26 protein-coding genes are annotated in these 24,881 nt (G+C 61.3%); 8 read left to right on the top strand and 18 right to left on the bottom strand.

The features are described from left to right. Positions 1 to 2: 2 nt before the first annotated feature. The 12 genes from ACFSNN_RS26460 to ACFSNN_RS26515 form a co-directional block, all read right to left on the bottom strand. Entirely contained in the window at positions 3 to 704 is a 702-nt protein-coding gene (locus tag ACFSNN_RS26460) for a class I SAM-dependent methyltransferase (RefSeq protein WP_134457527.1), read from the bottom strand. Continuing rightward, positions 701 to 1,747 carry an aromatic ring-hydroxylating oxygenase subunit alpha gene (locus ACFSNN_RS26465; RefSeq protein WP_134457528.1) on the bottom strand — a complete coding sequence of 349 codons (1,047 nt, stop codon included), beginning with the start codon at positions 1,745 to 1,747 and terminating at the stop codon, positions 701 to 703. Before ACFSNN_RS26465 ends, ACFSNN_RS26460 begins: the two co-directional genes overlap by 4 nt. A 1-nt stretch (position 1,748) precedes the next feature. Then, complete coding sequence (locus ACFSNN_RS26470; protein WP_134459074.1) at positions 1,749 to 2,381, bottom strand: acetyltransferase; 633 nt, start codon at positions 2,379 to 2,381, stop codon at positions 1,749 to 1,751. Then, positions 2,381 to 3,145: an SDR family NAD(P)-dependent oxidoreductase gene (locus ACFSNN_RS26475; protein WP_134457529.1), complete on the bottom strand. Its 765-nt coding sequence runs from the start codon at positions 3,143 to 3,145 to the stop codon at positions 2,381 to 2,383. The genes ACFSNN_RS26470 and ACFSNN_RS26475 overlap by 1 nt, the downstream gene beginning before the upstream one ends. Beyond that, positions 3,142 to 4,206, bottom strand: coding sequence for a ketoacyl-ACP synthase III (locus ACFSNN_RS26480; protein WP_134457530.1), 1,065 nt, complete (start codon positions 4,204 to 4,206; stop codon positions 3,142 to 3,144). The genes ACFSNN_RS26475 and ACFSNN_RS26480 overlap by 4 nt, the downstream gene beginning before the upstream one ends. A gap of 10 nt (positions 4,207 to 4,216) precedes the next feature. Then, a complete protein-coding gene (locus tag ACFSNN_RS26485) occupies positions 4,217 to 4,444 on the bottom strand; it encodes an acyl carrier protein (RefSeq protein ID WP_134457531.1) in 228 nt (75 codons plus the stop codon). 11 nt (positions 4,445 to 4,455) lie between these two features. Further along, complete coding sequence (locus ACFSNN_RS26490; RefSeq protein ID WP_134457532.1) at positions 4,456 to 5,496, bottom strand: ketoacyl-ACP synthase III; 1,041 nt, start codon at positions 5,494 to 5,496, stop codon at positions 4,456 to 4,458. A gap of 2 nt (positions 5,497 to 5,498) precedes the next feature. After that, a complete protein-coding gene (locus ACFSNN_RS26495) occupies positions 5,499 to 6,656 on the bottom strand; it encodes a DegT/DnrJ/EryC1/StrS family aminotransferase (protein ID WP_134457533.1) in 1,158 nt (385 codons plus the stop codon). Further along, positions 6,653 to 9,025 (bottom strand): O-linked N-acetylglucosamine transferase family protein, encoded by a 2,373-nt coding sequence (locus ACFSNN_RS26500; protein ID WP_134457534.1) that lies wholly within the window; start codon positions 9,023 to 9,025, stop codon positions 6,653 to 6,655. The genes ACFSNN_RS26495 and ACFSNN_RS26500 overlap by 4 nt, the downstream gene beginning before the upstream one ends. 263 nt (positions 9,026 to 9,288) lie before the next feature. Next, positions 9,289 to 9,603: a flagellar protein FliT gene (gene fliT / locus ACFSNN_RS26505; RefSeq protein WP_134457535.1), complete on the bottom strand. Its 315-nt coding sequence runs from the start codon at positions 9,601 to 9,603 to the stop codon at positions 9,289 to 9,291. Positions 9,604 to 9,606: 3 nt separating this feature from the next. Then, positions 9,607 to 11,124 carry a flagellar filament capping protein FliD gene (fliD, locus tag ACFSNN_RS26510; RefSeq protein WP_134457536.1) on the bottom strand — a complete coding sequence of 506 codons (1,518 nt, stop codon included), beginning with the start codon at positions 11,122 to 11,124 and terminating at the stop codon, positions 9,607 to 9,609. A 157-nt stretch (positions 11,125 to 11,281) separates the two neighbouring features. Next, positions 11,282 to 12,427, bottom strand: a complete 1,146-nt coding sequence (locus tag ACFSNN_RS26515; protein ID WP_012434742.1) for a flagellin — start codon at positions 12,425 to 12,427, stop codon at positions 11,282 to 11,284. Between the two features lie 268 nt (positions 12,428 to 12,695). Here ACFSNN_RS26515 and ACFSNN_RS26520 point away from each other — a divergent pair, with 268 nt between their 5' ends. Beyond that, entirely contained in the window at positions 12,696 to 13,637 is a 942-nt protein-coding gene (locus ACFSNN_RS26520; protein ID WP_134457537.1) for an aldo/keto reductase, read from the top strand. A gap of 362 nt (positions 13,638 to 13,999) precedes the next feature. Continuing rightward, entirely contained in the window at positions 14,000 to 14,212 is a 213-nt protein-coding gene (gene rpsU / locus ACFSNN_RS26525) for a 30S ribosomal protein S21 (RefSeq protein WP_006050883.1), read from the top strand. A 219-nt stretch (positions 14,213 to 14,431) separates the two neighbouring features. Here rpsU and ACFSNN_RS26530 read toward each other — a convergent pair whose 3' ends face one another. Further along, positions 14,432 to 14,857 carry a hypothetical protein gene (locus tag ACFSNN_RS26530; protein WP_134457538.1) on the bottom strand — a complete coding sequence of 142 codons (426 nt, stop codon included), beginning with the start codon at positions 14,855 to 14,857 and terminating at the stop codon, positions 14,432 to 14,434. Positions 14,858 to 15,271: 414 nt separating this feature from the next. Continuing rightward, positions 15,272 to 15,868, bottom strand: a complete 597-nt coding sequence (locus ACFSNN_RS26535) for a DNA-3-methyladenine glycosylase I (protein WP_166799270.1) — start codon at positions 15,866 to 15,868, stop codon at positions 15,272 to 15,274. A 140-nt stretch (positions 15,869 to 16,008) separates the two neighbouring features. Here ACFSNN_RS26535 and ACFSNN_RS26540 point away from each other — a divergent pair, with 140 nt between their 5' ends. Together ACFSNN_RS26540 and ACFSNN_RS26545 are read left to right on the top strand one after the other, a co-directional pair. Further along, the gene (locus ACFSNN_RS26540; RefSeq protein ID WP_134457540.1) at positions 16,009 to 16,890 is read left to right on the top strand and encodes a glucosamine kinase nucleotide-binding domain-containing protein; all 882 of its coding nucleotides are present in this window, start codon (positions 16,009 to 16,011) and stop codon (positions 16,888 to 16,890) included. A gap of 131 nt (positions 16,891 to 17,021) precedes the next feature. Continuing rightward, positions 17,022 to 17,843 (top strand): Cof-type HAD-IIB family hydrolase, encoded by an 822-nt coding sequence (locus tag ACFSNN_RS26545; RefSeq protein ID WP_134457541.1) that lies wholly within the window; start codon positions 17,022 to 17,024, stop codon positions 17,841 to 17,843. Positions 17,844 to 18,003: 160 nt separating this feature from the next. Here ACFSNN_RS26545 and ACFSNN_RS26550 read toward each other — a convergent pair whose 3' ends face one another. The 3 genes from ACFSNN_RS26550 to aqpZ all read right to left on the bottom strand — a co-directional run bounded on the left by ACFSNN_RS26550 (position 18,004) and on the right by aqpZ (position 20,190). Further along, positions 18,004 to 18,315, bottom strand: coding sequence for a PXPV repeat protein (locus ACFSNN_RS26550; protein ID WP_134457542.1), 312 nt, complete (start codon positions 18,313 to 18,315; stop codon positions 18,004 to 18,006). 286 nt (positions 18,316 to 18,601) lie between these two features. Beyond that, the gene (locus ACFSNN_RS26555) at positions 18,602 to 19,297 is read right to left on the bottom strand and encodes a histidine phosphatase family protein (RefSeq protein ID WP_134457543.1); all 696 of its coding nucleotides are present in this window, start codon (positions 19,295 to 19,297) and stop codon (positions 18,602 to 18,604) included. A 152-nt stretch (positions 19,298 to 19,449) separates the two neighbouring features. After that, positions 19,450 to 20,190: an aquaporin Z gene (gene aqpZ, locus ACFSNN_RS26560; RefSeq protein WP_134457544.1), complete on the bottom strand. Its 741-nt coding sequence runs from the start codon at positions 20,188 to 20,190 to the stop codon at positions 19,450 to 19,452. 289 nt (positions 20,191 to 20,479) lie between these two features. Between aqpZ and ACFSNN_RS26565 the strand changes: the two genes are divergently transcribed. After that, entirely contained in the window at positions 20,480 to 20,782 is a 303-nt protein-coding gene (locus ACFSNN_RS26565) for an H-NS histone family protein (protein WP_011490230.1), read from the top strand. 300 nt (positions 20,783 to 21,082) lie between these two features. Here ACFSNN_RS26565 and ACFSNN_RS26570 read toward each other — a convergent pair whose 3' ends face one another. Then, complete coding sequence (locus ACFSNN_RS26570; protein ID WP_134457545.1) at positions 21,083 to 22,147, bottom strand: glycosyltransferase family 4 protein; 1,065 nt, start codon at positions 22,145 to 22,147, stop codon at positions 21,083 to 21,085. A 708-nt stretch (positions 22,148 to 22,855) separates the two neighbouring features. Here ACFSNN_RS26570 and flhD point away from each other — a divergent pair. The 3 genes from flhD to motA all read left to right on the top strand — a co-directional run bounded on the left by flhD (position 22,856) and on the right by motA (position 24,870). Then, positions 22,856 to 23,176: a flagellar transcriptional regulator FlhD gene (gene flhD, locus ACFSNN_RS26575; protein WP_012434732.1), complete on the top strand. Its 321-nt coding sequence runs from the start codon at positions 22,856 to 22,858 to the stop codon at positions 23,174 to 23,176. Positions 23,177 to 23,227: 51 nt separating this feature from the next. Continuing rightward, positions 23,228 to 23,788, top strand: a complete 561-nt coding sequence (gene flhC / locus ACFSNN_RS26580) for a flagellar transcriptional regulator FlhC (protein ID WP_134457546.1) — start codon at positions 23,228 to 23,230, stop codon at positions 23,786 to 23,788. Positions 23,789 to 24,009: 221 nt separating this feature from the next. Further along, a complete protein-coding gene (motA, locus tag ACFSNN_RS26585; RefSeq protein WP_006050895.1) occupies positions 24,010 to 24,870 on the top strand; it encodes a flagellar motor stator protein MotA in 861 nt (286 codons plus the stop codon). The last annotated feature ends 11 nt before the right edge of the window (positions 24,871 to 24,881 follow it).

A 24,881-nucleotide genomic window follows, 5' to 3' on the forward strand; every position in this document is an offset into this window, starting at 1 on the left:
GTTCAGGGTTTCCGAACCGGGACTTCGACGCCCTTCAAGTGGAAAACGAGCATCGTGCCTTCGATGTGGTAAAGCGTCATGTCGGACGCGAGATCGTCAAGATATTGCGTCAACTGCGGAAATTCACGGTTTCCGTAGTCGTGCCAGATGATGCAGCTGGGCGAGTCCGCCAGCATTTTCAGAGAATTTTCGGTGTCCTTTTTGACGTAGCTGACTTCGTGATTTGCATCGACAAAAATATACTGAAATTTCTTCGTGTATTGTGCCGCATCAAGCGTCATCGAGTCCTGAAAAATCTGTTTAACCAGATTTTTTTTGCTGGAATTCAGGTATTTTCGTTTGAAGTTGAGTGCCTCCAGCGCAAGGTTTTTGTCGCCCCCTTGAAAATCGATATTGTCAATCTCTGGCAGGTCAAGGGTATAAATCCGTTCGCATTCGACATTGCTCTCCGGGAGATTCTCCAGCAACAGGCGCGTCGTATAACCCTTATATGTACCAAATTCGAATATGAACGTCGGCTCGACGCATCGCAGAAGTTTCAGCAGCATCACCGACTCAATCGTCGTAAGCGAGCCGGCGCCTTGCGCTGGTGGCATAAAGAATTTGATTTCTTCTTCAAAATCATCCGGGATCGACAACAGGTGAGTGGGGCGGATGTGAATCATTTTTGAAGGGTGATCGATCTTGTTGTCAGTATTTGTCATGATTTCGAAAGTTGATGATTGGTGTGTTGTACACAAGCGCTTTCGCGGTATGTCTGCCTGAAATGAAGAATTTTCGATTCTAGATCGGATGCATATTTGAGCGGCTCCATCGACCACGAGTCCCGGGGAAGCAGCTTGCAGACCTCGTGATCCTCTTCGAATACTTGCCGGTTCATTCGTACGGTGGATTCGAAAAACGAATCGAGCACGCGCGTGGCGTTTTCACTCAGCGTGTTGGATGCGTACAGTCGGCTGGTGAACCGCGTGCGGCTTTCGCCTTGCCCCGCCGGGAAGAAGTTCTGCAGCGAATACGAGTAGCCGTACGTCGACGAAATCATCGTGAACGGGAAGATATAGAGACTCATATATCCCTCGTACTGGTAGTCGATGTTGAACAGCCTGCGCAGGCGCGCCAACTGGTTGGCAAGACGTGCATTGCCGAGTGGCGCGTACCAGATCGAATTGGCGCCGTCGAACACGTTCTGACCGTCGCCGAGTTGCAAGGTGGCGAGCGTTTCCGTGTGGACGGCGGCGATGTGATACGGCTCGAGTGCGTTCTCGACGGCGAGCGGCCAATAGCACTCGTAGTCGTAGCGGTTCAGATCGAGGCGCCGGTCGACATTGAACGAAATGTTCTCGAGGATATCCGCGCTCTTGCCCAACTGTTCGTACAAGCCCGTGCGCGGCTTGATCGCGAAAAACACGAAGTCGCCGCACCAGTCGACCTGGAATGTGTTGAAGCGCGCGCGGTCGATATCGCACGACTTGAAGCGCGCCTTCTCCGGTACGATGATCGTCCCGTTCTTATAAGTCCAGCCGTGATAGCCGCAGGTCGCCGGCCGATTGCCGTGCTCATCGGTATAAATGCGCGCGCCGCGGTGCGGACAGCGGTTGTCGAATGCAACGATCTCGCCGTTGTCGTTGAACAGGACGATCTCGCCCGACACGCCGTCGAACTTGATGAAGTCGCCGTCGTCGGCGAGCTCACGGCGATGGCAGGCAAGATGCCAGTACTGTTCGAACAGAATCCGGTCGAGCGTCATCTCAGAGCTTCCTGGCGGGCGCGGTGTAGATCACGGCGTCTTCAGCCACCGAGCGCATCACGATGGCGCCGGCGCCGATTTTCGCGCGTGCGCCGATCTTCAGCTTCGGCAGGATTTTCGCGCCGCTGCCGAAAAATACGCCTTCGCCGGTTTGCACGTAGCCGGTCAGATCGACGTGCGAGCTGAGCGTCGAGTAGGCGCCGAGTTTGACGTCGTGGCCGACGCTCGACTGCACGTTGACCGCGACGAAGTCGCCGACATGGGCGTCGGCCGACACCACCGCTTGAGGGCACACCACCACACCTTCGCCGAGCACGGCGGAGCGCGCGATGACGGCGCTCGGATGCACGAGGGTCGCGAACAGCGCGCCGCGCTCACGCAGGCGCGCCACCACGGCGCGTTTGGCAGCAGGGTCGCCGATAGCGACGAGCAAGGCTTCGCCATCTTGCGGGCAATAGTTGTCGATGTCGCCACGCCATTCGAGCTGGTACGGATAGCCTTCCAGCGCGGCCGGATTGGCGTCGAGAAACGCAGTGATGCTCACGCCCTGGCCCGCGTCCGCCGCGTCTTGCGCCCAGTTGATCAGCTCGCGCGCGAAAGCGCCGCAGCCAGCCACGATCAGTCGCTTCGCCATCATCGAACCTTATATCCGCCGTCGACGACGAGCGTGGTGCCGGTGATCCAGCGGCTCGCCTCGCTCAGCAGGAACAGCGCGGATTGCGCGACGTCGTCGGCCTGGCCGAAGCCGAGCAGGTGGCTCTTTTCGTAGGCCGCGAGCGCTTCGTCGGGGCTGCCGCCCGTCAGCCGCTCATGCATGGCGGTGTGAACAGCGCCGGCCGCGATCGAGTTGACGCGAATCTTGCGCGGAGCCATTTCGCAGGCAAGCGAGCGGACCAGTCCGTCGATGGCCGCCTTGGCGGCGGAGTAAGCCGTCATACCCGCCTGACCCGTCGAACCAGCTACCGACGACATGAAGACGAGCGAACCGCCATCCGCGATCACGTTTTTCTTGCTGCCGGCGCGGGCAATACCGAACGCCGCATACAAACTGCTGCCGAACACCTGATCCAATTGTTCCTGTTTCGTCAGCTTCGCGGGACGAATCAACTCGACGCCGGCCGCGTGAAACACGCCGGCAAACGTGCCGTGCGTTTCCGCGAGGTGACTCACCCATTCGGCGGTTTGATCGGCGTCTGCGAGCGATGCAACGGCGGCAGCATGGCCGCTGCCGTGAAGCCCGGCGAGCGTCGCCTGAAGGCGAGCCTCGTCGCGCCCGGCGGCAATCACGCGGCCGCCAAGGCTGGCGATCAGTTTCGCGCTGGTCTGGCCGATGCCCGACGACGCGCCGGTCACGAGATAGAGGCCGCCGGCGAGGCAGTTGTCAGCAAAGAGTGTCATGTCTCGATCGTGTCCACGATGGTGAGCGGCCCGACCGCGAGCGCCGCCGAAGCCCACGAATACCCGACGCCGAAGCCGAACATGCCCAGCTGCAGCGTTTCTTCCATCAGGCGGTGTTTCAGTTCGGTGGTCATCAGCAACGGAATCGATGCACAACTCGTATTGCCGTAGTCGCCGATATTAGTCGGCACGCGTTCAGCCGGCAGGCCGGCTTTCTTGGCCAGATGCTTGAGCATGAACAGGTTGGCCTGATGGAACAGGAACGCGTCGTACGTGTCCTTGTCGCGGCCGGCGATATCGAGCGTGCGCGAGACCAGCTTCGGCACCGCGCTCAGCGTGAAATTGAAAATCTCGCCGCCGTCCATGAAGAGGCATTGCGGCGATTTGCCGGCCATGCGTTCGTCGCCGGCGGCGTCATACGACTTGAAGCCGCCCGACGGCACGATCAGATTACGCACGCCCTTGCCGTCCGCACCGATGATGAAGTGCGCGGCCGCCTCGCTGTCCGACGCTTCGAGCGCCGTCATCGTGCCCGCGTCGCCGAACAGCAGCGTGGTGGAGCGGTCGGTCGGGTCGATCATCTTGCTGATCGTGTCGCCCACCGCGAGCAGCACGCGCTTCGCCGCGCCGGTCTGAATCAGGTTCATGCCGAGCCACAGCGCTTGCGGATAGCCGGAGCAGCCGAGGTTGATGTCGAAGGCGAGACACGCGCTCGGCAAACCCATTTCCGCCTGTAGCACGAACGCCGTGCCGGGCAGGCGGTAGTCCGGCGTTTGCGAGACGAAGATCAGCGCGTCGATCGAGTCCGCCTGCCAGCCGAGTCCGGCGAGCAGCTTCTCACCGGCTTTGCGGCACAGATCGCCGGTGCTCGTCTGCGCGTCGGCCCAGCGGCGCCGGTTGACGCCGATCATCTTGACGACGTCGCGGACAGCGGATGCATCGAACCGCTCGAGGAAGTAGTCGTTATCCACCTGTCTCGACGGCACGCACGACACCACGCCTGCGATGCGAGCGCCTTGCGTGCGTAACTCGCGCCCTGCGCTGAAGTCCGGCGAACTCATGCTCAACTCCTTAGGCTGCTTTCTTCGCCGTGCTGATCAGTGCTTCGATGTCGGCGATGGTGTTGCAATTGTTCAACGTCTGGCCGCTCAGCATCACGTTGAAGCAGTCGTCGACGAGAGCGATCGTCGACACGACGGCGAGCGAATCCCAGTTGTGCTCGTGCAAATCGAGGTCCGGCGTAATCAGGCTCGCGTCGATCTCGAAGATTTCGGCCATTCCTTCGTAAAAGTTTTCCATGTCCACTCCTGCTAGTAAGTCACCATGCAGCCGGCCCATGAGTAGCCGACGCCAAAGCCCAACAACATCAACCGACTGCCGTGCGTGAGCAGGCCGTCGTCTTTCATCTGCTTCAATGCGAGCGGAACCGTCGAGGAAACGGTGTTGCCGCATTGCTCCATCAGGATCGGAAACTTTGCTTCCGGGACCTTCATCTTCTTGCGCAGTGCTTCGAGCATGAAACGGTTCGCCTGATGCAGCACGAAGAAGTCGATTTCCTCGCGATCCATGCCGGCCTTTTCGAGCAGCGCTGTCGCCGCTTTAGGCACTTCGGCAAGCGAGAAGGCCATCACTTCGGCGCCGTTCATGTACAGATGTTCGTCGGTGCGCACGTTGCCGGACGCATCGGTCGTCTCGAGGGCGCTTTGCGCGCTCTTCGGCTCGCGAAACAGTCCCGCCTTGACGATCAGGTTTTGCGCGCCGCGCCCGTCCGTGCCGAACACGAAAGGGCCGATCGATGCGTCGCCGTCCGGGGCAGCGGTGATCGCCGTCGCGCTGGCGCCGTCGCCGAACAGGGTGCGAACGCTTTTGTCGAGCGGGTGCACGTATTTCGAATAGGTGTCGGCGGTCAGCAGCAGCACGCAGCGGGCGGCGCCCGTTTCCACCAGACCCTTGGCGAGCGAGAGTCCGTACACGTAGCCCGAGCAGCCGAGATTCACGTCGAGCGCGCCGGCGTGAGTCGCAATGCCGAGCCGGTGCTGCAACAGGCAGGCCGAAGTGGGCAGCACATAGTCGGGTGCCTGCGTGCACAGAATGACGAAGTCGACGTCTTGCGCGTTCACCGCGCCCTGGGCGAAGAGATTGCGCGCCGCTTCGTAAGCCAGGTCCGCCGCGGTCTGTTCGGCCGACGCGATATGCCTTTGCTGAATACCGGTCTTGGCCAGGATCTTGTCCGCCGGCCATTCCGGATAGAGCGCGGCGAGCTGCTCGTTCGTCAGGATCTGCTCGGGCAGAAATCCGGCGATATCGAGAATGCGCGCTTGCACCCGGTCGGATCGAACAGAGGACGTCATGATCAGCAGTCCGCGATGAGTCCGACGATGCGCTCGAGCATGCCGTCGGTCAGCGCCGGGAAAATCGGCAGACACAGCACCTGTTGCGCGGCGGCGTGCGCGATCGGCAGATTTTCACGGTGTGCCGACGGCAGACCGCGATAAATCGGGAAGTCGGAAATCAGCGGATAGAAGTAGCGGCGCGCGTAGATGTCGTGATCGCGGAACTTCTGATACAGCGCGTCGCGGCTGATCGGGAATTCCGGACCGACGAGGATCGGGAAGTACGAGTGATTCGCCACTTTCTCGCCGGCCTTCTGCATGCAGCGGATGCCGGGAATGTCGCGCAGCCGTTCGCGATACATCGCATCGATCTGCGCGCGCCGGGCCAATGCTTCGTCGATGTGCTGGAGTTGCAGCAGACCGAACGCGGCATTGATCTCGCTCATCTTGCCGTTGATGCCGGAGGCCACCACCGTCGTTTCATCGACGAAACCGAAGTTCTTCAGATGGTCGATACGCTGCTTGGTCTTCGCGTCCTGGCAGATGATCGCGCCGCCTTCGAAAGTGTTGAACACCTTGGTGGCGTGAAAGCTCAGCACCGCCAGATCGCCGTGTTCGAGCACGCTGCCGGTGTCGGTCTGAACGCCGAACGCATGCGCGGCGTCGTAGATCACCTTCAGGTTGTAGTTGTCGGCAATCTTCTGGATGGCGTCGACATCGCACGGCTTGCCGTAGCAATGCACCGGCATGATCGCGGTGGTCTGCGACGTGATGGCCGCTTCGATCTTCGCGGGATCGAGATTGAGCGTGTCCGGATCGACGTCGACGAACACCGGCTTGATGCCGTTCCATACCAGCGAGTGCGCGGTCGCGACGAACGAATAGGGCGTGGTGATCACTTCGCCCGTCACGCGCAGCGCCTGCAACGCGGTGAGCAATGCCAGCGTTCCATTCGTGAACAAGGCAAGGTGCTTGACGCCGAGGTACTTGCACAGCGCCGCTTCGAACTGCTGGTGAAACGGACCGCCGTTGGTCAGCACCTTGCTGTCCCAGATCTGCTGGAGATAGGGGATGAACTCTTCAAGCGGCGCGAGATGCGGCTGGGTAACGTAGATACGCTCGTCGATCGGCGACTCGATCGGTGACTCGATAGCGCGAAGCGGCAAAGCTGCATTCACTTGGATTCCCCTTGTTCGGACAGCACGGGCGCTTCGCTGGCGGCGCCGGTTACGTCTTCCATCGAAACTTCGAAGGCGGCGGCCGGTTCGCCGGCGCACCAGCGTTGCCACATGATCCGCAGTGCACGTGAGACGCCTGCCGCGACCACCTCGGGACGGAATGCCGCCGAGGCCGCGCAGCGTTCGCGCAGGCCGGTGCGGATGTCGGCGAGCGCGGGAATGTCGGAGGCCAATGCCACGCCGCGCGCAACGAATTCTTCCTTGTTCGCGACCACGAAGTCATCGAGCCCGACATGCGACATCCAGGTCGTACCGGCGCGGCTCGCCAGCGTGTCGCCGGCGATAGTCAGCGTGGGCACGCCCATCCACAACGAGTTCAGCACCGTGGTCGAACCCGTGTACGGGAACGTGTCCAGGCAGATATCGACGTGGAAATGCTGTTGCAGATAGACTGGAATGGTCGAACGGCGGCGGAACATCAACCGCTCGCGCTCGATGCCTTCTCCAGCGAACCAGTCGATCAGCAACTGTTCGTCTTCGTCGGTGGCGATCGCGCCGAGCAACATTTTTGCGCTCGGCTGTGCGCGCAGCAACTCGGCCCACAAGGCGATCACGTCGCGGCGCAGTTTGTTCAGGCGGTTGAAACTGCCGAACGTGACGTAGCCGTTATGCATGGCCGGCAGAATATTGACCGGCGGCGCGCTCTGCTCCGGCAGGAACGTCGCGCTCGACGGCAGATGGACGATCTTTTCGGAGAACTGGTTTTCCGCCGGCCCGAACGGCACGCCGTACTTGTCCGCCAGGTAATAGTCCATCGCGCTCAGGCCGGTCGTGCCCGGATAACCCATCCAGGTCACCTGAATCGGCGCGGGCTTTCGCGCGAACGTCAGCAGCCGGTTGCGGCCCGTGTGGCCCGACAGATCGAACAGAATGTCGATGCGTTCGTCGCGGATCTTGTTGGCGAGTTGCGCGTCCGGCATGCCGGTGATCTGCTGCCATTCATCGGCGCAATTGCGCAGCAACTGCGTGTAATCGTCTTCGGCGATGTGGTTGTTGTACACATGCAAGGACAGATTCGGGTCCTTGGCCAGATGCTCCATGATCGGCAGCAAATACGACGCGACGGCGTGGCGGAACAGGTCGCCCGAAACGAGGCCGATCTTCAGCTTGCGATCCGGCGAGCGTTTGTTCACGTGACGCGGCCACTGCGCGCGCACCGGATCTTCATGCTGACGCGCGAAGTTGGTGTGCTCGGCGAACAGCGTGCCGTGATCGATCTCCGGGTTGTGCGACAGCGTGAAGAGGAAGTTGTTGGCCGCGATGTGGTCTTTCGGATCCTTCTCCAGCGCGGCGCGGAATTCTTTCTCCGCTTCGCTCACGAAGCCGAGATCGAGCAGCAACACGCCGAGCGTGCTGTAGACGGTGGAATTGTTCGGCGTGAGTTCGATCGCGCGTCGTGCGGCGGCCAGGCCCTCGGCCACGCGGCCCTGATGAACCAGCGACATGCCGAAGATCCGCTGCGCTTCGGCGTATTCCGGGTTGATCGCGAGGATCTTGCGGCACTCCTGCTCGGTTTCCGCCGGCAAGCCTTTCAGGCGCAGCGTATCGGCCAGCACGGTGCGGCTTTCGAGTTCCTCGGGAAACAGTTCAGCGGCTTTGCGCAGCGGGGCAAGTGCTTCGTCATAGCGGCCCAGACGGTGCAGCGCGATGCCGAGCCAGCGCCACGAATTGCCGTCGGCGGGGAAGCGTTGCGTCAGGGAGCGGGCGAGTTTCACTGCCTCGACGACATTGCCTTTGTTGTAGAGGGCCGTGTAGCGGTTGGTCTCCTGCTGGCTGACCCGGCGGCCCGATGCGATGGTGGTGCGCGTGCTTTCCGCCGCCGGCGGCGTGTCTGTTGCAGCGGCCGGCTCAGCTTGCGGCTTCTGCGCCGCGACCGGCAAGGTGTGGATGACTTTGCCCGGATTGGCCATGCGCACGATCAAGCCGTCCACCGCCGGTCCCTTCAAGCCCTGCTTCTGACCCATCTCGAGCGCCAGCCATGCGGCGGCGGTTTCGCCGGCGTCGATCAGCGCGCTGATGTAGGCGGCCCAGTACTGGCCGTTGTGAGGATGCAGTCCCAGGCACTGCTCGAAAAGTGGCAGGGCTTCCGGCGTACGGGCGGTCTGGCCCAGCAGCACGCCGAGGTTGTACAGCACGTCGGCGTGTTTGGGATTCGCGTCGAGAATGGCCTGATACAGCGCTTGCGCGTCCTCGAATTCGCCCTTGTGGTGATGGTCGAGCGCCGTTTGCAACACGAGCGCGATGTCCTGCTCGAGTTGTTGTTCGGGCGTCAGGGGTTCAGCAGGCGGCTGCTCGTACAGGAGAGTCATGGTCTCGGCGCAAAATGTTCTATGGAGGAAATTGTGCGACGAGGCCGGTCTTTCCGATGCGCGGAGATGACGGTAAAAAAGCCGCCTGTTTAGCGTATGGACGAAGGGGCCGAAAAGCCGGAAGACAAGAAAAAAGCCCGCACGAGGCGGGCTGAGGGAACGAGCGCGCCTCACTTCGGCACGTAGTTCTTATTATTGGGTCGGCCGGCTGAACCGGCTTTCCGGGAACGGATGCCGCCTTGCGCGGCTCCGCTCCGGGTTTTTTACAGGCGGGCCATGCGCTGATATTCGCCGGCGGCCTTGGTACGTCCGATCGCCGCTTCGAACTCGAAATGCAGTTCGTTCTGGGTGACTGCCGCGTCCGCGAGGAGCGCCGCGTCGATCGCCTGGATCTGGCGGATCATGTCCAGCGCCGCCGGTTCCTGATCCGCGGTGAGCGACATCAGCAGCGGCGAACGCGTTTCGGTCAGGCGGGCGGCTTCCGGCCAGTCCGCGAGCGAGGCCGCCTGCTCGATTTCCCGCGTGAGCGACAGCACGCGTTCGACCAACTCCGTCTGGTTCAGGTTGTGCGCGTTCATGGCTTAGCCCTTGTTCGTGGCCAGCGCGCCCGCGCTGTTGGTGCCGCCGAACAGCGCGGTCAGGTATTGCGAATTGTTGTTCATGGTCGCCATCAACGTGTTCAGGGCGGTGAACTGCGCCTGATACTGGTTCGTCAATTGTGTCGTGTAGTCGGCGAGCGCGGTTTGTTGCGTGGCAATGCTTTTCAGGTCGGCATTCAGCGCGGTGTTGCGCGTGTCGATGATGCCGCCGGTCTGCGTGAACGTGGTGATGCTGGCGTTCAACTGTTCGGCAATGCCGTTGGTCGAGTTGAAGAGCGACGCGACCGTGGCCGGGCTGCTCGTCAGCGCGGTGTTCAGCGCGTTGTTGTCGACCACCATGGTGCCGTCGGCCGGATCGTCCTTCAGCGTGATGCCGATCGACGCCAGCGTGGTGCCGGTGCTGCCCGAGCCGACCGCGCCGCCGACGATGTTGGCCAGCGTGTTCTTGATGGTCTGCAGCGTGGAGTCGCCCAGCAGCGGGCCTTGCGACGTCGCGCCGGAGCTGAACGACGTGAGCGTGGACATCGTCGTGATGACGGTGTTGTACAGGCTCACGAAATTGTTGATCGCGGTGTTCTGCGCGGTGGTGTCCTGCGCGATGGTCAGCGTTTGCGGCGTGCCGGCGGGCGTGCCCACGGCCGCCGCCGTCAGATTGATCGTCACGCCTGAAATGGCGCCGGTCACCGCGTTGCTCGCACTGCTGCCGGCGATTCCGCCGATCGTGTACTCCGCGTCCTGCGCGAAGCCGCTCTGCGTCCAGGCGCTGCCCGAATTGGCCGACGTAATGGTCGACTGGCCGCCCGTGGTGCTGGCCGTCGACGTCACGCCGAGGCTCGACAGGCCGGTGTCGCTGGTGATGTTGCTGGTCGAAACATTGATGACGTTGGCCGCCCCCGTGTTCGCCGCGCGCAGCACGAGGTGGGCGCCGTCAGTGCCGGTCACGATGGTTGCCGTGACGCCGGGGTTGCTGCTGCTCGCGTTGATCGCCGACGCGATGCCCGAGAGCGTGTTGTTGCTGCTGTCGACGTTGATATCCATCGACTTGCCGTTCATCGAGATCGACAGCGTGCCGGTGCCCAATTGCGTCGTGGCGCCGAAGGCTGCCGACGACAAGGCTTGCGAGCTGGCGATCTGCGTCACGGCGATCGAATAACTGCCGGCCACGGCGCCGACGCCCGCTGTCGCGGTCAGCCCGGTGCCGCTCGCGGTCGCCGCGAACGTTGCCAGCGTGTTGCCGTTGGCGAGATTCGTGATGCCCGACTGCAGGGCGCTGAGCGCGGAGCTTAGCGCGCCGTATGCGGACAGCGTGGTGTTGTCGGAGGTTTGCTGTGCCGCCAGAGCCGAGGTTTGTCCGGCGACCTTCGCGTTCACGAGTGCCGTGACGAGCGACGACACGTCCATCGACGAATTGCCGGTCGAACCGCTGATGATCGACTGAGCAGCCGACTGCAGCGCGGAATTGGCACTTGCTGTAGAGGACGAGGTTGAGATCGAGGACATGCAGAGGCTCCGGGCGTCTGGAAATCTGTATTGGTTGGTGCGCGATGCTACATCACTACGTGATGGAAATGCACAGCGGGAGGCATGCCTCCCGTCGCTTGAAACCCGGCGATGCGCTTCGCTTGCGCGCGACGCATCGCCGTTACCGCGTCAGCTCTTACTGCAGGAGCTTCAGAACTTGCTGCGGGTTCGAGTTAGCTTGCGCCAACACCGAGATACCAGCTTGTTGCAGCACTTGCGCCTTGCTCAGGTTGGCCGTTTCTTGTGCGAAGTTGGCGTCCGTGATTTGCGATTGTGCCGACGACAGGTCGGTCGATTCAGCTTGCTGCGACGTCGCGATTGCCGTGAAGCGGTTTTGCGCGGCGCCCAGTGCAGCTTGCAGCGTGTTGACCGTTTGCAGCGCGTTGTCGATCGAGACCATCGCTTCGTTCGCGCCCGTGACCGTGCTGATGTCGAGGCCCGAAACCGTCGGCGGGTTGTTGATCGCGTTGATCTGAGCCACTGAGGCGACGGCGGCCGCGGAACCTGCGCCTGCCGTCGTCACTGCCGATGCGCTCAGCGTCAGGTTGGTCACCGCGGTGCCCGTGCCAGCGGCCGTGCCTGCGGTGAAAATCGCGCTGGAGACGCCCGAGGTGATGGCCGTGTTGTTCTGGTCCGTGAAGGTGTAGCCGCCCTTGCCGTCCGACAGAACATTGACCGACGTGATCGTCGCGCCGGTGCTCGTGTATGCGCCCGACGCGTTCAGGCTGACCGCGATCGTGCCGACCGTTTGACCCGTTTGCACCAGGCCGCCACCGATCTTCGCTGCCGACATCGATTGGCTCAGGTCCAGGCTGATCGTCTGACCGACGTTCGCGCCGACCTGGAACGTCACGCTGCCTGCCGAGCCGTCCAGAATGTTCGTGCCGTTGTAAGTCGTTTGCGATGCGATACGGTTCACTTCAGCGATCTGCGCCGAAACTTCCTTCTGCAGCGCTGCCTGGTCGCTCGACGACAGCGAACCGGTCGATGCTTGCACCGCCAGCTGACGGATACGTTGCAGGCTGGAGGTCAGCGAGGACAGTGCGCTCGATGCGGTTTGAATCATCGACACGCCGTCATTCGCATTCGACACGCCCTGGTTCAGGCCGTTGATCTGCGTTTGCATACGCGTCGAGATTGCCAGACCTGCTGCATCGTCAGCCGCGCTGTTGATGCGCTTGCCCGACGACAGGCGGGTGATGGCTTGCGAAAGGGCGCTTTGCGAGCCATTAAGGTTTTGCTGTGCAACCAGCGAGTTGATGTTGCTATTGATTCCGAGCATGGAAAATCTCCTAAATAAGCCTTGAGCCCAATACGCCACGTTGGCATCGGCGGAAGCACTCGTTCATTGCTGGCCGCCTCAGTGAAGGTTGACGGCCCCACTAAAAAAAACTTGAGGACCTTTATGCAATGACGGACCTATCGCTTTCGATGCCGGGCATATTGCAATGTGGCTGAAAGCCCCTTGCAGCCTTATTCGGCAGTTGCACTGCAGCTATTGAAAAGACGGCGTATTCTCGTTTTCTCTTGCGACAAACCCTGGAGAAATCATGCAAAAGCGCAGGATTGGGCGTTCGGAATTACAGGTCGCGCCGCTTATGTTCGGCGGCAATGTTTTCGGCTGGACCGCCGATGAAGCCACCTCGTTTTCGATTCTGGATGCGTTTGTCGACGCCGGTCTCGACTTTATCGATACCGCCGATGTCTATTCCGCATGGGTGCCCGGCAACCAGGGCGGCGAATCGGAAACGATCATCGGCAAGTGGTTCCGTCAAAGCGGCAAGCGCGACAAGATCGTGCTCGCTACCAAGGTCTCGAAGCATCCGCAGCGCAAAGGGTTGTCGGCGGCCAACATTCAGGCGGCCGTCGAGGATTCGCTGCGGCGCTTGCAGACCGACTACATCGACGTCTACTTTTCCCACGACGACGACACCGAAACGCCGCTCGCCGAGACGCTGGGCGCTTATCAGAAGCTGATCGAAGCGGGCAAGGTGCGGGTGATTGGCGCGTCGAATTACAGTGGCGCGCGGGTCGAGGAAGCACTCGCCGTATCGCGCCAGCACGGCTTGCCCGAATACCAACTGTTGCAGCCGGAATACAACCTGTATGACCGCGCGGAATATGAGCACGACATCGAACCGGTGGCGCTCCCCAATCAGCTCGGCGTGGTGGTGTACTACAGTCTGGCGAGCGGCTTTCTGTCCGGCAAGTACCGCTCGCAGGCGGATCTGGCCAATAAGGCGCGCGGCAGCCGGGTGGAAAAGTATCTGAATGATCGCGGTTTGCGAATTCTCTCCGCGCTAGACCGGGTTGCCGACGCGCATGGCAGCACGCCGGCCACCGTGGTTCTGGCATGGCTGATCGCGCGCCCCAGTGTTACTGCCCCTATTGCCAGCGCGACTTCGGTCGAACAGCTCAAAAGCCTCGCGGCGGCCGTCCATCTGATGCTGACGGGCGCCGATATCCGTGAGTTGGACGAAGCGAGCGCTTGAGCATGCAATAGGTGACCTGGCGCAATCCCTAAACCCCTGGTAGGATGGAGAGTTTCCTGATATCATCGGGAGTGAATTGAGATCTTTGCCTGTTTCGTCAATGCTTTTTTGTTGATGGAAGGTTGGCGAAACAGCAGCAGACGCGGCTTTTGCATTATGTCTGTCCGCGTTCCGCGGTGAACTCCCCACCTCTCTTTTCCGGCCTCCGTGGCCGCTTTGCCTCTCGTTTCATTCGTGGTTTGGCCGGGTTCTACCCGCGTTTGCCTGTTACTGGCCATGAACTGAAACGACCGGAGGGCCGGCGCGTGAGCGGTATGCCGCCACGCAATTTACCCCTATCAAGTGATTGAGTTAGGAATTAAATGACGACGATTCTTCTGAAAGAAAACGAGCCGTTCGAAGTGGCGATTCGCCGCTTTCGTCGCGCAATCGAAAAGAATGGCCTGATCGCTGAACTGCGTGAACGCCAATCGTACGAAAAGCCGACCACGGCACGTAAGCGCAAGAAGGCTGCTGCTGTGAAGCGCCTGCACAAGCGCCTGCGCAGCCAGATGCTGCCGAAAAAGCTGCACTAAGCACGCTTTTACGCACGGCCGAACGGCGGTGTGAGCTTCGAAAGAAGCCACATCGCCGTTTTGCTTTTTGAGCGTCAGGTGGAGCGCTCGGCCCGGAAAGGAATGGGCGAATGGGGTCTAAGCGCCTCTGGAGCGCGGGTTTGTGAGTCCACTAGCCGTGCGCACCGTGACGCCTGAGTGTGGCGCGCGGCAGTGATATTGCGGCGGGTTTTATCCTGCCTACGCCGCGCTTTTCAGCCGGTCGGCCGATAAGCCAAACTGGCGGGCGATCGAACCCAGACGCTCGAGCCATTCCCAAGTGCCGAAAACGTCGTGGACGTTTTGCAGACAACTGAGCAGGCTGACCGTGGGCGGGTCGTACACATTGATGCGCGAGCGCAGCAGCGCCTTCTTCAGCGCGGACACGCCGACATCCATATACGCAGGCATCTCCGCAGGCGTTTTGCCGATGAAGCGCACCGGAATGCCTTCCATCGCGGTCATGTAGTCGCGCGGTTTGATGAAGCTGCCGACCGGGCAACCGCCACAGTAGCCGCGATAAGCGCCACCGCCTCGCGGCAGTAGCGCGGCGCGCTTCTGGCCCAACAAATGACCCACGGCTTGGTCGAAAATCTCCTGATGCGTCAGGAAGTTAAGCATTTTCATGGTTGGTCTCCCGTGCATTACGCAGCGGCTATTCGTTGTTCGAGCGCGTGTCCGGCAGTATCGGGCGTGCTCCGTTCGGTGAATCCCGAAACAGCGTGGCGAAAATCCGTCAATTCCCGGGCTTGGCTCGTTTTCCACGATGCTCCCCATGCCGCAGGGTTCGCCAACTGCCGCAGCTGCAACTCATAACCGTATAACGACTGACATGCCCTGGAAGCGCAGCAGGGATTTACCGGATGGGCGCATCGCGCCAGTCCGGCGCCGAGTCCGGCGTTGTGATGCGTCGTGTGTTGTCCTCCAGGCCTTGCGCCGCGAGGTGGAGGCTGTGTACGCGCCCTGGTGCCTGGGAGTTTCCCTGAGCCATCGTCTTTTGTTAGAACTGCGGCACTAAGCGTGGGCGCATACCGGGCCGCTTCAGCCCGCTTTACGATTCCGTCCTTTCTTGCCAAGCGCCGCGCATCGCGCGCGGCACATGCAACTCGCCTCGTGGTCGTTCACCATGCCGACTGCCTGCATGAACGCGTAACAGATCGTCGAGCCAACGAACTTGCAGCCGTAGCGCTTCAGCCCCTTGCTCAGCGCGTCCGAAATGTCGGTCGACGCGGGCGCCTGCTTATAAGAAGCCCAATCGTTCTGGATCGGCGTCTGATCGACGAACGACCACACGAAGTTGGCAAGCGAGCCGTGCTCGGCCTGAATCTGCTGGACGGCTCGGGCGTTGGTAATGGCCGCTTCGATCTTGCCGCGGTGACGCACGATACTTTCGTCCTTCACCAGCGTCTCAACGTGTTTCGGCGTAAAGCGCGCGACCTCGGCGATGTCGAAGTCCGCAAACGCGCGGCGATAGCCGGCCCGTTTGTTGAGAATCGTCGACCACGACAAGCCGGCCTGCGCGCCTTCCAGCACGAGCATCTCGAACAGATGCTGGTCGTCGCGCGAGGGGACGCCCCATTCGGTGTCGTGATACTGTGCGAGCGCTTCGCTCGATACCCAGTTGCATCGCTGTGTCACTGTCGCGCTCCTGCGTTGTGATGTCGCCCGCCAGCATAGCCGATGCCGTGTGCACTGCAAGCTAGCCATTCGGCCGATTGCCGGATTGAAACTGACCTGCCACGCTATGCGTTAATCATCCACGGACCTCACTCGACTCCATGAACAAAGACTTCTTTCTGATCGGCATTGACGGCGGCGGCAGCGGCACGCGGGTCGTGCTCGGCGACGCGCAAGGCCGCGAGCTGGCGCAGGCGGCAAGCGGGCCGTCGGGGTTGGGGCTCGGCGTCGAACGTGCGTGGCAGGCTATCGCGGCCGGCTGCGGCGAAGCATTTGTCAGCGCCGGCAAGGCGCTGGACTGGTCGCGCTGCGTGCTCGGCTGCGGATTGGCAGGCGTCAACAATCGCGACTGGCTGGCCGCGTTTCGCGCACAGGCGCCCGCGCTGGCGGGACTCGCCGTGGAAAGCGACGCCTACACCACCTTGCTCGGCGCGCACGGCGGCGCGCATGGGGTGATCGTCGCGCTCGGCACCGGCAGTGTGGCGGCCGTACTGGACGGCGAGGGCGAATGCCGCCAGGTTAGCGGCTACGGCTTTCCATCGGGCGACGAAGCGAGCGGCGCGTGGCTCGGACTGCGAGCCATCGTGCATGCCCAGCATGCGCTGGACGGCCGTGGTCCCCTCGACGATCTGGCGCGGGCACTGGTCGCGCACACCGGCGCGCATGATCGCGACAGCCTCGTTGTCTGGCTCTGCGAAGCCAACCAGACGGCTTACGCGAGGCTCGCGCCGATTGTCATCGCTCACCGTACGCATCCATTCGCGGCGCGCTTGCTCGGCGAGGCCGGCGCCGAAGTGGGCAAGATGATTGCCGCGCTCGACCCGTCGGCGAGCCTGCCGGTAGCGCTGTGCGGCGGCCTCGGCGCGCCGTTGCGCGAGTACGTGCCGCAGATTTATCAGGCGCGTTTGCGCGAGCCGCTGGCCGACTCGGCGCACGGTGGATTGCAGTTGGCGCAACGTGAAGCGGTCCGCATCTGCGGCTGAAGATGGTGAACCGCATCGTGTGTGAGTCGTGCGCTTTCGGGTGGAATACTCGTGCATGGCCAACGCGTTCCGGCGAATGCGGCCGGCAACGGTAAAATACGCAGCTTCGACGCTGCCCGCCTGCCCAAACTATGTACAAAGTCATCGCCACGGATCTCGACGGCACGCTGCTCAACGCGGATCACCAGGTGGACCCGTTCACGATCGCCACCGTGCGTAAACTCGAGAGCGACGGGCTGCGGTTCGTGATTGCAACGGGCCGCCATTATTGCGACGTCGCCGGCATCCGCGACGTGCTGGGCATCAATCCGTATCTGATTACATCGAATGGCGCGCGCATCCACGCGCCGGACAATACGGTGATCCACGCCGACGACCTGCCTCCGGCTATCGTGCAGCGACTCGTACAGCCGGAAATCGCCGGCGCGCATGGCCGCGTGATCGTCAACCTGTTCGCCGATCAGGCGTGGCTGATCGACCGCGATGCGCCGGATTTGCTGAAGTTTCACCAGGACTCGGGCTTCACCTACGAGGTGACCGACCTGCCGAAACACGACGGCGTCGACATCGCAAAGGCACTCTACATTGGCGCTCCCGCTGATCTCGCGCAGGTCGCCGCCAATCTCGCGCGTGAATTCGGCGACGCTTTATACGTCACCTATTCGCTGCCGGACTGTCTGGAAGTGATGACGGCAAACGTATCGAAAGGCCGCGCGTTGCAGATCGTGCTCGAGCACCTTGGCGTGGACGCCTCGCAATGCGTCGCTTTCGGCGACAACATGAACGATATCGATCTGCTGGAAACGGCCGGCCATCCGTTCATGATGAATAACGCCAATCCCGATCTCATCACGCGTCTGCCGAACGTGCCGCGCATCGGCAACAACTTCGAAGCAGGCGTCGCGCACCATCTGCGCAAGCTTTTCTCGCTCGACGACGAATTGATGTCCTGAGTGGAAATGGAAACGGCCCGCATCCAGTTTCATGATGCAGGCCGTTTCTTTTGAGTGAGCGCGTCGGTTGGTTCAGGCTGCCAGTGACGGCGTTGCACGACCAAAGTTCATCATGGTCAGCAAGCCGCCTCATTCGCCGACGCTAGACGCAGCGGGAAGATCACCCGTGCCATCCGCCACGGCGGTTGTCATGGTCGCCCCGGTTATCGTGGCCCCAGCCGCGGTCATTGTGGTTCCAGTTGCGATCATATCGATGGTCGCCACGGTAGTAGTCGCCGCGATCGTAGCGATGGTCCCAGTCGCCGTTGCCGTAGTAGACCGGCTGGGGCGCGGCATAGACCGGAGCCGGGCGGGCATAAACCGGTGCACCGAGCGACAGGCCGATGTTCAGATCCGTATGCGCTTGCGCGACACCGCATGCGCCCGCCGCGAGTCCTGCAGCAACCAGCAAGTGAGTGACGATGCGTTTCATGTTTGTTCTCCTGTGAGGCGACGTATGTTTGTCGCACAGGTTCAATCTACGCATTCCGGTCGATGGGTACTGCGACGAGATGTTACGGACTGCAAGCATCGTCGCAGGATTTGAAAGGCGGGAGCGGCCTTACATAGATATGCCGCGCGCTGAGTGCCGTTCCGTCAAAGCCCTGCCAGATAAGGATTCGCGGCCCCTGAAGCCGCGCCGAATCGCTCCCGCCGCTGCGCTCAACCCAAATCACATGGCCGCATGCGTAATTGCGGCTTACATCTGTATAACCCGATTAATCTGCGGCGTTCGACAAAGCCGGCGATCCCACCGCTGATGAAGCCCCTTGCAACTGCGCGCAAGGGCAATCGGTCGCGCGCCCATCCAGCCCCTGGCGATCCTGTTTGAAGCTGGCGCGCGCGGTGCCGTTTTGCCAGTCGAGGCGAACAATATAAATACTGTCGAAGTCGTCGCTCTTCCAGTTCGGGACGTCTGCGGCATTGCCGCCATGCGTGTTCATCATCTGGCGCAATAGCTTCACGATCAGCTTGTGTTCCCACGCCACGACAATGAGCTTGTTGCGATTGGCGGGATTGACGAGCGCGGCGCCAAGCTGGTCGATCTGAGCGAAACCATACGGCGTTTGCACCGGCATCTGGAACTGGATGGCGGTCGGCTCGATCGTCGCAAGCGGCCGGATGTAGTAGTAGGGCTTGCCGCTGTCGTCTTTCTGCTGGCCGGGATCGGGTGCATAGATCGCGTCCGGTTTGCCGAACTTGGCCGCGATCACGGCCGGCAACGCCAGCGCGCGGTTGAGCCCTTGGCAGTTTAGTTGCCCGTAGCCTTGGGCAGGCTTCTCGCCGTGCCGCACGAACACGAGCGTTTCCGTCTGGCCGTCGGCGGCATGCGCCGTGGGTGGCGTCAACGCACCCGCGCATAAGCCGCCGATGGCGAGTGCGACGCCATGCAGGAATCCGCGGAAACGCTTCATAGGGAGCACCTGTACGAGCTTGGGAAGTCGCACGATTCTAGCAGCGGGCGCGAGTGCGTCTTCGCTGCGATATCGAGAACGCGGCGCCGTCCACCGCAAAACAAAGCGGGCGCCTTAGCGCCCGCTTTGTTGCCCAAATGACTGCGCACGAATTAATCGAGCGCCAGTTTCTGAGCATTGCCGCTGCGGCTTTCGGCGATAACCGGATACAACACGCCGGCGATCACTGCGCCGAGAATCGGCGCAACCCAGAACAGCCACAACTGATCCATCGCCGCACCGCCGACGAAAAGCGCCGGGCCAGTGGAACGCGCCGGGTTGACCGACGTATTCGTGACCGGGATCGAGATCAGGTGAATCAGTGTGAGGCACAGGCCGATGGCGATCGGCGCGAAGCCGGCGGGCGCGCGTTTATCGGTCGCGCCGAGAATGACGAAGAGGAAGAAGCCGGTCATCACCACTTCGCAAATGAATGCCGCGGCGAGCGAGTAGTGGCCCGGCGAGCGCTCGCCATAGCCGTTGCTTGCGAAGCCGCTGGCAACGAGATCGAAGCCGGGTTTGCCCGACGCGATGAGCGACAGCACCAGCGCACCCAGCACGGCACCGATCAGCTGGGCAACGATGTACGGCAGCAGGTCGCGCGCCGGAAAGCGCCCCGCGACGGTCAAGCCGACGCTGACCGCCGGATTCAGATGGCAGCCGGAAATGTGGCCGATCGCAAAAGCCATGGTCAGCACGGTCAGGCCGAACGCGAGCGACACGCCCACGAAGCCGATGCCCAGACCGTGAACCGGGCCGGCGAAGTTGGCAGCGAGGACAGCGCTGCCGCAGCCCCCGAGCACGAGCCAGAAAGTGCCGAACAACTCGGCAGCGAGGCGCTTTGACAGCTGCATGATTGGTAATCCTAAAAAGATGGGGCTTCTGCTGGCACGCGTGGCTAAGTCCGTCTGCATGCCGTGAACGCGCAATTCTAGGGAAAGGCCGCCAAATCATGTGTCAAGAATTGTCAATGTGGTGTCGCCTTTACCTTTTTATTGCGAGATAAAGATGCTGTTTTACAATTCGCCGATGTTAATAATTATCAGAGGATATCTTGCTAAATCGGTATTCTTGTCCATTGCGAATTTTTATAATTGCAGTTAGTCTGCGAGCCAATGAGTTCTAGAAAAGGGGAGAACCGGAATGTCTCAATATGCAGACCTCAAAGCGCAGATCGCCAAATTGCAGGCACAAGCGGAAGAAGCGCGGCGTACTGAAATCGACAATGTGATCGCCGACATCCGCCAAAAGATCGCTGAATACGGTCTGACGGCTCAAGACCTCGGCTTCGCGGTCGCCGCCAAGCGTGGCCGCCCGCCCAAGAAGGCGCCGCTACCGGCAAAGTACCAGGATCCGAAGTCGGGCAATACGTGGAGCGGGCGCGGCAAACCGCCCAAGTGGATCGTCGGTAAGAATCGCGAGCGCTTTTTGATTGGCGCGGCTTGAGCCGATTGGCGGTCGAGGCGAAAGCCAACTGAAGGATTATTGGCACTCGGTCTTTATTTGCTGAGTGCCAATCCGCGATGGAAGCGCATCCATACCGGTATTAAAAAAAGCCGCCCTCGAGGGGCGGCTTTTCTGGACAAAGAAGCGGGTTAACTTGGATTCGCCGCTCGCGCAAACGATTCACACGACAAATTGACTCACTATTGATCTGCAAATCGGAAACGCCGTAAGCGACGATAAGCCGCGAGTTTCGATACTCGAGCGGCAGAGCGAGAACTGCCCGGCCGCTTGAAACCGCGTTTAGCCCACCGCGACCTGGCGCAACACCGGGCGGCGCGTGGCTTCGATCAGTGCCGAATAGCCATCCACGTAATTCTGGGCCATCGTCTTCGAGCTGAAGCGGCGTTCGAACTGGGCGCGGATTTCGGTGCGCGACAATTCGTCCAGGCGTTGCAGCGCCGCGACCGCGCCTTGCACGTCCTCGACGATGTAACCCGTCACGCCATGGTCGATCACTTCCGGCACCGAACCGCGGTTGAACGCGATCACCGGTGTGCCGCACGCCATCGACTCGATCATTACGAGGCCGAACGGCTCCGACCAGTCGATCGGGAACAGCAGCGCCTTGGCGCCGGACAGGAATTCGGGCTTCTGCGCTTCATTGATCTCGCCGACGAATTCCACATGCGCCAGCGACAGCAGCGGCTCGATTTCGCGCTTGAAGTATTCCTGGTCAGCCTTGTCCACCTTGGCGGCGATCTTCAGCGGCAAACCGCTTTGTGCAGCGATCTTGATAGCCGTATCGACGCGCTTCTCCGGACAAATGCGGCCGAGGAACGCCAGATACTCCGGCTTCTTATGGGTTTGCGGCGTGAGCAGTTGCTCCGGCAGACCGTGGTAAATGGTGTTGAGCCAGTTTGCTTGCGGCAGCGGCGCACGCTGCGAATCGGAAATCGAGACTACCGGCACGTTGGAGAATGCATCGAACACGGGTTGCAGTTCCGGCAAGTCGAGGCGGCCGTGCAGCGTCGTCACGAATGGCGTGTCCATCGTCGTGAAGAGCGGGAACGGCATGTAGTCGAGGTGGAAGTGCAGCACGTCGAACTCGTGCGCGACCTTGCGGACCTTTTCCATCATCAGGACGTGCGGAGCGAGCGCATCGCGGATCGTCGGATCGAGGCGCAGCGCACGAGGCCAGCAGGCGTCGAGGTTCGCGGAGGTGACCGAGTCGCCGCTCGCAAACAGCGTGACGTCGTGGCCGAGGTCGACCAGTGCTTCGGTCAGATACGACACGACGCGTTCGGTGCCACCGTAAAGTTTCGGCGGAACAGCTTCATACAACGGCGCAATTTGTGCGATTCGCATGCGTTTTCTCCTAATCAGAACGGCATCGCACAGCGGCGCTCGAGTAGAGCGAGGAGCGAATGCCTGACGGACGGTTGGGCGCGGTAAGCCGCCGCCCGGGGGTGTTCCGAACCTGCATCGGGTAATCCCTTAGCTTCATTATCGGGATCGGCCGAGCTAATTCGAGTTATTTTTCAAACGCTTAATGTTGTTACAGCGCGAAACATGGTGCGTTACAGGTCGTCAGGACGCTGATCTCGGTCGAGGAGGAGAGCCGCCGGATGATTATTCGAACGCTGAGAAGCCCTCAGCAAGGCGCGGGCCCGAAACATGGAGCGCGACGCCTACACGGCGCACATTGCAGAGAAGTGAAAACGTCTTATAATTCCCGCTCACCGCTGTAACGGTGCGGACCATGAGTCGCTCAGACTCACCATCTGGTTCACATCAGTGAAAGCAGCATGTTCAAGGCGCATTGGAAAACTCCAGATCGCGCACCTTCGCTCTCCGCAAACCCGCTCTCCGACTCGCCTTTGTAGGAAAAATTCCTACACGAATGACGGATTAATCCGTCAACGAGGCTGGGTGTCTGTCCGATTTTCGTCCGCCCCCCCTTTCGACACAATGCTCGCAAGACCAGAAACGAGCCGATTCGCGCGGATTAAGTGCGCGCGTCCGAGCAAACGTTTCCGTAACGGCCTGACCAGCCAGATACACCCCGGGGGAATCATGAGCGCGACAAGCGATATGCTCAATGAGATCAGAGAAGTCAACCTGTCTTATCTCCTGCTCGCCCAGCGACTGCTGCGCGAAGACAAGCCGATGGGCATGTTTCGCATGGGGATTTCGGACCAGTTAGCCGATGTGCTCGCCAATCTGTCGTTGGCGCAGACCGTCAAGCTGGCGGCGTCCAATCAGGTGTTGTGCCGTTTCCGTTTCGACGACCATGCCGTGCTGTCCGCTCTGGCGGACAAAGGCAAATCCAGCGCCGTGGCCCAGGCGCATTCCGCGATCCTGATGGCAAGCCAGCCAGTCGAGCACCTCGGCTGATGGCACGTTGTAATTCAAACAAAGCGATCAGGACGGGGGAAGCGCAAACGGATGGCCTATAAGAGTGTTGTGCTCGAAGTCAGGGAAATCACCCTGGCGATCGAACTGATCGAGCTTGGCGCGCGTTTGCAATTGCTGGAAGCGGAAACCAGTCTGTCGCGCGACCGGCTCATCAAGCTATATAAAGAGCTGAAAGGGGTTTCACCGCCCAAGGGTATGTTGCCGTTTTCGACCGACTGGTTCATGACCTGGCAGCCGAACTTTCACTCCTCGCTGTTCTACAACATCTACCGCTTCATGGCCGGCCATGGCGGCTGCCCGACGATCCAGTCGATCGTGAAGAGCTACCGGCTGTACCTCGAACACGTCCAGCTGCACGACGACGAGCCCGTGCTCAGTCTCACGCGCGCCTGGACGCTGGTGCGCTTTTTCGACTCCGGAATGCTGCAAATGACCGCCTGCTGCCGCTGCGGGGGACATTTTGTCGCGCACGCGCACGATCCGCAGCATGCGTTCGTCTGCGGCCTGTGTCAGCCGCCTTCGCGCGCCGGTAAGACAAAGAAATTCGCCGACGCCCGGGCCCGCGAGAGCCTCGCCGCGGTCGAAGCCTGACCTGCAAAGCGGCCGCCGGTACGTGGCGCGCCTTCCATCGCCCATGCGGCGGGCCTTCCAGCCCGCCCACGCCGTGGCCGGTCCCGCCGGAGCGCCAACCGGCCGCATCCGCCTCTGGTTTACACCGGAGCGACGAGCCGCTTTTCCGCCAAAGTTTTCCGCTTCGTTGCCGTAAACCAGATTAACGACGGTCACCGTCGCTTCTTTGTGAGGGCTCGGCAGTGCTGATTTTCGTGGGAACACTCGTGACGCTTTTGTCCGTTTTCGGCGGTTACGCGCTGGAAGGCGGTCATCTCGGCGCGCTGCTGCAGCCCGTTGAAGTGCTGATGATCGTCGGCGCCGGGGTCGGCGCATTCATTCTGGGTAACGGAATGAAGACGATCAAGGCCACGCTGCGCGTCATTCCAACCCTGTTCAAGGGCGCGAAGTACAACAAGGACGTCTATATGGAGCTGATGGCGCTCCTCTACGTCCTGCTGGCCAAGGCGCGCAAGGAAGGCACGCTGACGCTGGAAGCAGATATCGACGATCCGTCGAAGAGTCCGATCTTCACCCAGTACCCGAAGATTCTCGCGGACCATCACATCATCGAATTCCTGACCGACTACCTGCGCTTGATGGTGGGCGGCAACATGAACGCGTTCGAGATCGAAAGCCTGATGGACGAGGAGATCGAGACGCATCACCAGGAAGGCGAGGCGCCCGCTCACGCGCTGAACAAGGTCGGCGACGCCATGCCGGCGTTCGGTATCGTGGCCGCGGTGATGGGCGTGGTGCATACCATGGCCTCCGCGGACAAGCCGCCTGCGGTGCTCGGCGAGATGATCGCGCAGGCGCTGGTCGGCACCTTCCTCGGCATTCTGCTTTCGTACGGGCTGATCGGGCCGCTCGCGAGCGTCGCCGAACAGCGCGTGACCGAGTCGACCAAGATGTTCCAGTGCATCAAGGTGACGATTCTGGCCAGCCTGAACGGTTACGCGCCGGCGATCGCCGTCGAGTTCGGCCGCAAGGTGCTCTTCTCGACTGAACGCCCGTCGTTCGCCGAGCTGGAAGAGCACGTGCGCCGCGTCAAGGCCAAATAACGGGCGCCGGG

It is taken from the genome of Paraburkholderia dipogonis, from assembly GCF_042680985.1.
Taxonomy (GTDB): Bacteria; Pseudomonadota; Gammaproteobacteria; order Burkholderiales; family Burkholderiaceae; genus Paraburkholderia; species Paraburkholderia phytofirmans.

What these genes read in the sequence shown, in the direction of transcription:
- ACFSNN_RS26490 (WP_134457532.1), bottom strand. Translation starts at nt 5,496, where the DNA reads ATGACGTCCTCTGTTCGATCCGACCGGGTGCAAGCGCGCATTCTCGAT.
- ACFSNN_RS26460 (WP_134457527.1), bottom strand. Translation starts at nt 704, where the DNA reads ATGACAAATACTGACAACAAGATCGATCACCCTTCAAAAATGATTCAC.
- flhD (WP_012434732.1), top strand. Translation starts at nt 22,856, where the DNA reads ATGAGCGCGACAAGCGATATGCTCAATGAGATCAGAGAAGTCAACCTG.
- aqpZ (WP_134457544.1), bottom strand. Translation starts at nt 20,190, where the DNA reads ATGCAGCTGTCAAAGCGCCTCGCTGCCGAGTTGTTCGGCACTTTCTGG.
- ACFSNN_RS26470 (WP_134459074.1), bottom strand. Translation starts at nt 2,381, where the DNA reads ATGGCGAAGCGACTGATCGTGGCTGGCTGCGGCGCTTTCGCGCGCGAG.
- ACFSNN_RS26520 (WP_134457537.1), top strand. Translation starts at nt 12,696, where the DNA reads ATGCAAAAGCGCAGGATTGGGCGTTCGGAATTACAGGTCGCGCCGCTT.
- ACFSNN_RS26480 (WP_134457530.1), bottom strand. Translation starts at nt 4,206, where the DNA reads ATGAGTTCGCCGGACTTCAGCGCAGGGCGCGAGTTACGCACGCAAGGC.
- ACFSNN_RS26570 (WP_134457545.1), bottom strand. Translation starts at nt 22,147, where the DNA reads ATGCGAATCGCACAAATTGCGCCGTTGTATGAAGCTGTTCCGCCGAAA.
- flhC (WP_134457546.1), top strand. Translation starts at nt 23,228, where the DNA reads ATGGCCTATAAGAGTGTTGTGCTCGAAGTCAGGGAAATCACCCTGGCG.
- ACFSNN_RS26500 (WP_134457534.1), bottom strand. Translation starts at nt 9,025, where the DNA reads ATGACTCTCCTGTACGAGCAGCCGCCTGCTGAACCCCTGACGCCCGAA.
- ACFSNN_RS26515 (WP_012434742.1), bottom strand. Translation starts at nt 12,427, where the DNA reads ATGCTCGGAATCAATAGCAACATCAACTCGCTGGTTGCACAGCAAAAC.
- ACFSNN_RS26555 (WP_134457543.1), bottom strand. Translation starts at nt 19,297, where the DNA reads ATGAAGCGTTTCCGCGGATTCCTGCATGGCGTCGCACTCGCCATCGGC.
- ACFSNN_RS26475 (WP_134457529.1), bottom strand. Translation starts at nt 3,145, where the DNA reads ATGACACTCTTTGCTGACAACTGCCTCGCCGGCGGCCTCTATCTCGTG.
- ACFSNN_RS26530 (WP_134457538.1), bottom strand. Translation starts at nt 14,857, where the DNA reads ATGAAAATGCTTAACTTCCTGACGCATCAGGAGATTTTCGACCAAGCC.
- fliT (WP_134457535.1), bottom strand. Translation starts at nt 9,603, where the DNA reads ATGAACGCGCACAACCTGAACCAGACGGAGTTGGTCGAACGCGTGCTG.
- ACFSNN_RS26465 (WP_134457528.1), bottom strand. Translation starts at nt 1,747, where the DNA reads ATGACGCTCGACCGGATTCTGTTCGAACAGTACTGGCATCTTGCCTGC.
- ACFSNN_RS26550 (WP_134457542.1), bottom strand. Translation starts at nt 18,315, where the DNA reads ATGAAACGCATCGTCACTCACTTGCTGGTTGCTGCAGGACTCGCGGCG.
- ACFSNN_RS26485 (WP_134457531.1), bottom strand. Translation starts at nt 4,444, where the DNA reads ATGGAAAACTTTTACGAAGGAATGGCCGAAATCTTCGAGATCGACGCG.
- ACFSNN_RS26545 (WP_134457541.1), top strand. Translation starts at nt 17,022, where the DNA reads ATGTACAAAGTCATCGCCACGGATCTCGACGGCACGCTGCTCAACGCG.
- ACFSNN_RS26565 (WP_011490230.1), top strand. Translation starts at nt 20,480, where the DNA reads ATGTCTCAATATGCAGACCTCAAAGCGCAGATCGCCAAATTGCAGGCA.
- fliD (WP_134457536.1), bottom strand. Translation starts at nt 11,124, where the DNA reads ATGTCCTCGATCTCAACCTCGTCCTCTACAGCAAGTGCCAATTCCGCG.
- ACFSNN_RS26540 (WP_134457540.1), top strand. Translation starts at nt 16,009, where the DNA reads ATGAACAAAGACTTCTTTCTGATCGGCATTGACGGCGGCGGCAGCGGC.
- rpsU (WP_006050883.1), top strand. Translation starts at nt 14,000, where the DNA reads ATGACGACGATTCTTCTGAAAGAAAACGAGCCGTTCGAAGTGGCGATT.